Annotated in this window: 6 protein-coding genes and 1 other RNA gene; 3 read left to right on the forward strand and 4 right to left on the reverse strand. The window is 46.1% G+C overall.

What is annotated here, in order from left to right; genetic code table 11:
* Positions 1-39: 39 nt before the first annotated feature.
* The 3 genes from ffs to HMPREF2917_RS08680 all read right to left on the reverse strand — a co-directional run bounded on the left by ffs (position 40) and on the right by HMPREF2917_RS08680 (position 2351).
* Positions 40-135: signal recognition particle sRNA small type (gene ffs, locus HMPREF2917_RS08670), an RNA gene on the reverse strand.
* Positions 136-174: 39 nt separating this feature from the next.
* On the reverse strand, positions 175-687 hold the full coding sequence (gene tadA / locus HMPREF2917_RS08675) for a tRNA adenosine(34) deaminase TadA (RefSeq protein WP_045759981.1): 513 nt from the start codon (positions 685-687) through the stop codon (positions 175-177).
* Positions 688-1058: 371 nt separating this feature from the next.
* Positions 1059-2351, reverse strand: coding sequence for an adenylosuccinate synthase (locus HMPREF2917_RS08680; protein WP_070590266.1), 1293 nt, complete (start codon positions 2349-2351; stop codon positions 1059-1061).
* A 296-nt stretch (positions 2352-2647) separates the two neighbouring features.
* On the opposite strand from HMPREF2917_RS08680, the gene gshAB reads away from it, so the two are divergent.
* On the forward strand, positions 2648-4903 hold the full coding sequence (gene gshAB / locus HMPREF2917_RS08685) for a bifunctional glutamate--cysteine ligase GshA/glutathione synthetase GshB (RefSeq protein ID WP_003002066.1): 2256 nt from the start codon (positions 2648-2650) through the stop codon (positions 4901-4903).
* Between the two features lie 252 nt (positions 4904-5155).
* On the opposite strand, the gene HMPREF2917_RS11790 is transcribed toward gshAB, so the two are convergent.
* Positions 5156-5284, reverse strand: a complete 129-nt coding sequence (locus HMPREF2917_RS11790) for a hypothetical protein (protein ID WP_256324266.1) — start codon at positions 5282-5284, stop codon at positions 5156-5158.
* Positions 5285-5395: 111 nt separating this feature from the next.
* On the opposite strand from HMPREF2917_RS11790, the gene hslO reads away from it, so the two are divergent.
* Positions 5396-6268 carry an Hsp33 family molecular chaperone HslO gene (gene hslO, locus HMPREF2917_RS08695; protein ID WP_070590267.1) on the forward strand — a complete coding sequence of 291 codons (873 nt, stop codon included), beginning with the start codon at positions 5396-5398 and terminating at the stop codon, positions 6266-6268.
* Positions 6255-7232 carry a tRNA dihydrouridine synthase DusB gene (dusB, locus tag HMPREF2917_RS08700; RefSeq protein WP_003012894.1) on the forward strand — a complete coding sequence of 326 codons (978 nt, stop codon included), beginning with the start codon at positions 6255-6257 and terminating at the stop codon, positions 7230-7232. The genes hslO and dusB overlap by 14 nt, the downstream gene beginning before the upstream one ends.
* Positions 7233-7277 lie beyond the last annotated feature (45 nt).

Below are 7277 nucleotides of genomic sequence, written 5' to 3' on the forward strand. Positions count from 1 at the left end.
ATCTCTAAGCTCGGTTGCGCCTTACAGGCTTACCTCACTAAGAGCTATAGAAAAAAGAGCACACAGTTCACTTCGCTTAGGGCTGCTGGATTCCTCCCCTGACCCGCTTCACGCAGAACTGTTGCTCCGATAGGTATTATATCATAATTTGTTCGATTTGCAAAGGTCCGGTTTTTATTCTTGTGTTTCGGCCTTGGCTGCGAGCTTGGCTTGTTTTTTTCGTTCTCGGCCTTGGCGGAAGAAGGTCTGCATGATGGTTGCACATTCTGCTTCCAAGATTCCTGTTTCTACTTCCACCCGGTGATTGAGGCGTTCATCTGTCAAAATATCATAGAGACTCCCTGCTCCGCCAAACTTTTGATTGGTCGCTCCGTAAATCACCTGAGGGATCCGGGCCAGTCCAATGGCACCGCTACACATGACGCAAGGTTCAATGGTCACAAAAAGAGTCGTATCCAGCAAACGCCAGCTCTCTTCATGCTGATTGGCTTCTTCGATCGCTATCACCTCCGCATGCATGACCGCTCGCTGCAATTCCTCTCGTGCGTTGTGGCCACGTCCAATGATCTCACCGTCTTTGACAATGACACAGCCAATGGGTATTTCCTCATGGGCTAAGGCAATCTCTGCCTCTTTTAAGGCCTCTCGCATAAAAGCTTCTTTCTCTTCTAGGGTATAGTCTCTCACTTGTACACTCACTTACTTTTTATGTTCTTGTTCTATTATATGATGAAGCTACAAAAAAAGCCACCAATGGGTGACTTCTTATAGGGAGATATTATGAAAAAAGTTAAAGAGTGCTAAACAAAGTTGGGAGGTCTTTGTTTATGATCTTAGTATATCTCAGAGGTCTTAAAGTAAGCTTAAGTAGCAAAAGAGAGTGGGACAGAAATCGGTCATTCGTTAGAATTCGATTTCGTCGTCCCACCTCCGCACAGTTGAGTAGGGCTGTATAAGCTGATGAAATCAGCGTATTAGAGCCCACTCAACCACTGCGTCTTGCTCTACAATCCAAAAATAATTGAGAGGCTAGGATTTTTGTCCCAGCCTCTTTTAAATTATTTACTTGACCAGACACTTTCAAGGATATTGGTTTGGTCACGATCTGGTCCGACTGAGAAGGTTGAAATGCGCACACCAACCAATTCGCCGATCCGGCGCACATAGTTGCGGGCATTTTCTGGAAGCTCGTCCAAGTGGCGAACACCGGTGATGTCTTCTGACCAACCTGGCAATTCTTCATAGATTGGTTTGCAACGTTTGAGTTGCTCCAAGCTTGCTGGATAGTGATCAATGCGTTCGCCATCCAAGTCGTAAGCCACACAGATTTTCACTGTATCCAAGCCTGATAAAACGTCGATGGAGTTCAAGCTAAGATTGGTAATTCCTGAGACACGACGGCTATGGCGCATGACAACTGAGTCAAACCAGCCCACCCGACGCGGACGGCCAGTCGTTGTACCGTATTCATGCCCCACTTCACGGATGCGCTCGCCCACTTCATCAAAGAGCTCCGTAGGGAATGGTCCGTCACCAACACGGCTGGTATAGGCTTTACATACACCGACAACCTTGTCGATCTTGCTTGGGCCGACACCTGATCCGATGGTCACCCCACCTGCAACAGGGTTTGATGAAGTAACAAACGGATAGGTTCCTTGGTCGATATCCAACATAACCCCTTGAGCTCCTTCAAAGAGCACGCGCTTGCCGTTATCCAAAGCATCGTTCAAGATAACAGAAGTATCGGTTACATATTGCTTGATTTGTTGACCATATTCATAGTATTCTTCGAAGATATCGTCAAATGAAAGAGGCTCTGCATCATAGAGTTTGGTAAATTGACGGTTCTTTTCTTCCAAGTTGATACGAAGGCGTTCCGCAAAGACGTCGCGGTCCAAAAGATCCGCGATCCGGATTCCCACACGCGCAGCCTTGTCCATGTAAGCTGGTCCAATCCCTTTGATGGTCGTTCCGATTTTATTTTCACCTTTAGACTCTTCTTGGAGACGGTCCAATTCGATGTGGTAAGGAAGGATGACATGGGCACGGTCAGAAATGCGAAGGCTGTCTGTTGATACCCCTTCTTCATGGAGATACGCCAACTCTTTGACCAATGATTTCGGGTTGACAACCACCCCATTTCCAATCACAGAGATCTTTTCAGGGAAGAAGATACCAGAAGGAATCAAGTGCAACTTGAACTTTTTGCCATCAATCACGATGGTGTGACCGGCATTGTCCCCACCTTGGTAGCGAGCAATGACTTCTGCATTGGCTGATAGGAAGTCTGTAATCTTCCCTTTTCCTTCATCTCCCCACTGGGTTCCTACAACAACTACTGATGTCATATCTTTGTCTGAGCTATATAGCTCGTCCTTTCTTGAAAAGCAGGCAGGAATCTCACCTGCGATTATGTTTTATACCTCATTATATGAAAAATTTGACAATTTTTCAAGGAGGGTTCATCATTTCATTTGTTTTTTCTCTTATGTAGACGAATTACATTTTTACAAAATATGTATTTTCTGAATTTTAGTACTTAATTTAAAATAAAAGTTCGGAATTTTTGTAAAATCGTAGCGGAAATTTGCTTTCTTTTTCCGTTTGTAATAGACTAAAATAACTACCATAGGACGGTGAAACGATGACGATTAATCAATTACTGCAGAAACTGGATACATCAAGCCCTATTCTCCAAGCGACCTTTGGTCTGGAGAGGGAAAATCTGCGAGTGACAACTGATGGACACTTAGCTCAAACTGCTCATCCGAGTCAGCTTGGTTCCCGCAATTTCCACCCGACCATCCAAACAGACTTCAGCGAACAACAACTGGAACTAATTACACCTATTGCTCACTCTACTAAGGAAGCGCGGCGCTTACTGGGAGCTATCAGCGATGTGGCAGGCCGCTCAATTGACCAGAGTGAATGCCTGTGGCCTCTGTCCATGCCACCGCAGCTGACTGAAGAAGATATTATCATCGCCCGTCTGGAAAACGAATACGAACGCCACTACCGAGAGGGTTTAGCGAAAAAATATGGCAAAAAACTACAGGCCATCTCTGGTATCCACTACAACATGGAGCTAGGGAAAGATCTGGTCGCTGCTCTCTTTCAAGTCAGCTCCTATCATTTACTCAAGGACTTTAAAAATGACCTCTATCTCAAACTGGCTCGAAACTTTCTGCGTTTCCGATGGCTCTTAACCTATCTCTACGGTGCTGCTCCTCTGGCAGAAGCCGGCTTCTACAGTCAGGAATACCCGCAGCCTATCCGCTCTTTTCGCAACAGCAACTATGGCTATGTCAATGACGAGAATATTCAGGTGTCCTACACTTCTTTGGAGCAATATGTAACCGATATTGACAACTACGTTCAGTCTGGCGAGCTCAGTGCTGAAAAAGAATTTTACTCAGCCGTTCGCTTCCGTGGACAGAAGCACAATCGCGCCTATCTGGAGCAGGGTATCACCTATCTGGAATTCCGCTGCTTCGATCTCAATCCTTTTGACCATTTGGGCATTAGCCAAGAGACCTTAGATACTGTCCATCTCTTTTTACTGGGCCTGCTCTGGCTAGATGATGTAGAAAATGTTGATGCAGTATTAAAAGATGCTCATGATTTGAACCAGAAAATTGCTTGTAGCCACCCGCTGACTGCCCTGCCAGATGAGGCAGACAGCTCAGCCATTCTCCAAGCCATGGAAGGGCTCATCCAGCATTTTGAACTGCCAACTTACTATCAAACTTTGCTGGACCAGATGAGAGAGGCTCTCTTACATCCTCAGCTGACACTGTCAGGACAGCTCCTGCCCCATATCCAGCAAGATTCCTTAACAGCTTTTGGTCTAGAAAAAGCAGAAGAATACCACCGCTATGCCTGGACTGCTCCTTATGCCCTCAAAGGCTACGAAAATATGGAACTGTCCACCCAGATGCTACTCTTTGATGCTATTCAAAAGGGGCTAAATGTCGAAATTTTAGATGAAAAGGACCAATTTCTCAAGCTTTGGCATGGTAGTCATGTAGAATATGTCAAGAACGGCAATATGACCTCCAAGGATAACTATGTCATCCCTTTGGCCATGGCCAATAAAACAGTCACCAAAAAGATTTTGGCAGCAGCTGACTTTCCCGTTCCGGCTGGAGCAGAATTTTCTTCTCTAGAAGAGGGACTGGCCTACTACCCTTTGATTAAGAACCGAGAAATTGTTGTCAAACCCAAGTCAACTAACTTCGGACTGGGCATCTCTATCTTCCAAGAGCCAGCTAGCCTGGAAGCTTATCACAAGGCTCTGGAGATTGCTTTTTCAGAAGATGTCGCCGTCTTAGTGGAGGAATTTATCGCTGGAACGGAGTACCGCTTCTTTGTCTTAGACGGACAATGCCAAGCAGTCCTCTTGCGAGTGGCGGCCAATGTCGTCGGAGACGGTCAGCATACCGTGAGAGAATTGATTGCCATCAAAAATGACAATCCTCTGCGGGGCCGAGATCATCGTTCACCGCTTGAAATCATTGAACTGGGGGACATTGAACTGCTCATGCTGGACCAGCAAGGCTATGGACCAGATGATATCCTGCCTGCTGGAGTCAAGGTTGACTTGCGGCGCAATTCCAACATTTCTACTGGCGGAGACTCGATTGATGTCACAGACAGCATGCACCCATCTTATAAGGAACTCGCTGCGGACATGGCAAAGGCTATGGGAGCCTGGGCCTGTGGCGTTGATCTCATCATCCCTGACAGCTCTGCTATTTCCACAAAGGAAAATCCCAACTGTACCTGCATCGAGCTCAACTTCAATCCTTCTATGTATATGCACACCTATTGTGCTGAGGGGCCGGGACAAAGCATTACTCCGAAAATACTAGCTAAACTTTTCCCAGAAATGGACCTATAAAGTAAGAAAACGCAGAAGATGTCTCTGCGTTTTTGTTTTGTAACCGAGGTAGAGTTTTAGATGATAACCTAAAAAGATTAAGCATGGTCCTCCTACAAGTTTAAAATAGCAAGTCATTTGCTGTAAAATCATCCTCTAACAAGCAAATTTCAAACCTCTCCTGCATATAGCAGAGGAAATCTTCCCTTTTTCCCAAAAAGAATCATAGGCCGCGAATACAAGGCTAGTATCATCTGAACAAGTTCCAGCCAGTTACTGTTGGCTTCCATAGCCCACCATCTCAATCGCTTTAAAACTGCCTCGGGTTAAAAATTCATACGGATCCCCTAATGCATCAGCTACCGCCAAACCATAGACTGCCGCTTTCAAAGATTGGTTCATGCTAGCCTCCTTTGTTTTATTATACTATTTTTGGTCTTAAAATTCTTCCTAACCCCAAAAAACAAGCGCAGGCCTGCGCCTGTTTTTCTATTTTGTGCTAAAATAGTAGGTATGGACAAAATTATTAAAACTATATCAGAAAGTGGCGCTTTTCGTGCCTATGTACTAGACAGTACAGAAACTGTACGAACAGCCCAAGAAAAACATCATACACAAGCTAGCTCCACGGTCGCACTTGGCCGTACCCTCATTGCCAGTCAAATCTTGGCGGCAAACGAGAAAGGAGATACTAAAATTACGGTCAAAGTCCTTGGGACTAGCTCACTCGGAGCCATCATCACCGTGGCAGATACCAAGGGAAATGTGAAAGGCTACGTGCAAAATCCTGGAGTGGATATCAAGAAAACGGCAACTGGCGAAGTCCTGGTGGGACCATTTGTCGGAAACGGAGAATTCCTTGTTATCACAGATTATGGTACGGGAAATCCTTATCACTCTATGACCCCTCTTGTGACAGGTGAAATCGGAGAAGACCTGGCCTTTTATCTGACGGAAAGCCAACAAACACCTTCTGCAGTTGGACTCAATGTTCTGTTGGATGACGAAGACAAGGTCAAGGTGGCGGGTGGCTTCTTGCTTCAAGTCTTGCCAAATGCCAAGGAAGAAGAAATCGCGCGCTTTGAAAAACGCATCCAAGAAATGCCTGCCATCTCCACACTTTTGGAATCTGAAGACCATATTGAAGCCCTTCTTTCTGCTATCTATGGGGATGAACCTTTCAAACGCCTCTCTGAAGAAGAACTTCGCTTCCAGTGCGACTGCAGCCGTGAGCGTTTCTTGAACGCTTTAGCGAGTCTGCCAGCTAGTGATCTGAAAGAGATGAAAGATGAAGATCACGGTGCAGAGATTACCTGCCAATTCTGCCAAACACACTACCACTTTGACGAAAATGACTTGGAGGAACTCATTCGTGACAAATCTTAATACGCCATTTATGATCGGGGATGTCGAAATCCCTAACCGTACCGTCCTAGCCCCAATGGCCGGAGTGACCAACTCAGCTTTCCGGACCATTGCCAAAGAACTGGGGGCAGGGCTCGTTGTGATGGAAATGGTCTCTGACAAGGGAATCCAGTACAACAATGAAAAGACGCTTCACATGCTTCATATCGATGAAGGAGAAAACCCTGTATCGATCCAACTCTTTGGAAGTGACGAAGATAGCCTGGCACGCGCAGCTGAATTTATCCAAGAAAATACCAAGACCGATATCGTCGATATCAACATGGGTTGCCCGGTGAATAAAATCGTCAAGAACGAGGCTGGTGCCATGTGGCTCAAGGACCCAGACAAGATCTACTCCATCATCAATAAGGTTCAATCCGTCCTCGATATCCCCCTCACTGTTAAAATGCGGACGGGTTGGTCGGATCCTTCCCTAGCAGTTGAGAACGCCCTCGCTGCCGAAGCTGCGGGTGTCTCTGCCCTTGCCATGCATGGACGGACTCGGGAGCAAATGTATACGGGGCATGCGGATCTTGAGACCCTTCACAAGGTTGCACAAGCCCTGACTAAGATTCCATTTATCGCAAACGGAGATATCCGCACAGTTCAAGATGCCAAACAACGGATCGAAGAAGTCGGTGCTGATGCGGTCATGATTGGTCGCGCTGCTATGGGGAATCCTTATCTCTTCAACCAAATCAACCACTACTTTGAAACAGGAGAAATCCTGCCTGATTTGACATTTGAAGACAAGATGAAGATTGCTTACGAACATTTGAAACGCTTGATCGATCTCAAAGGTGAGCACATTGCCGTTCGTGAATTCCGAGGGCTCGCCCCTCACTACCTTCGTGGGACTTCAGGCGCAGCCAAACTCCGTGGAGCCATCTCGCAAGCCAGCACTCTGGCTGAGATTGAAGAACTCTTACAATTAAAAGCATAGAAATACAAAAAGCGAGAATGGGACTGAAATCGGTAATTCGTTAGA

It is taken from the genome of Streptococcus sp. HMSC061E03, assembly GCF_001813505.1.
Classification (GTDB): domain Bacteria; phylum Bacillota; class Bacilli; order Lactobacillales; family Streptococcaceae; genus Streptococcus.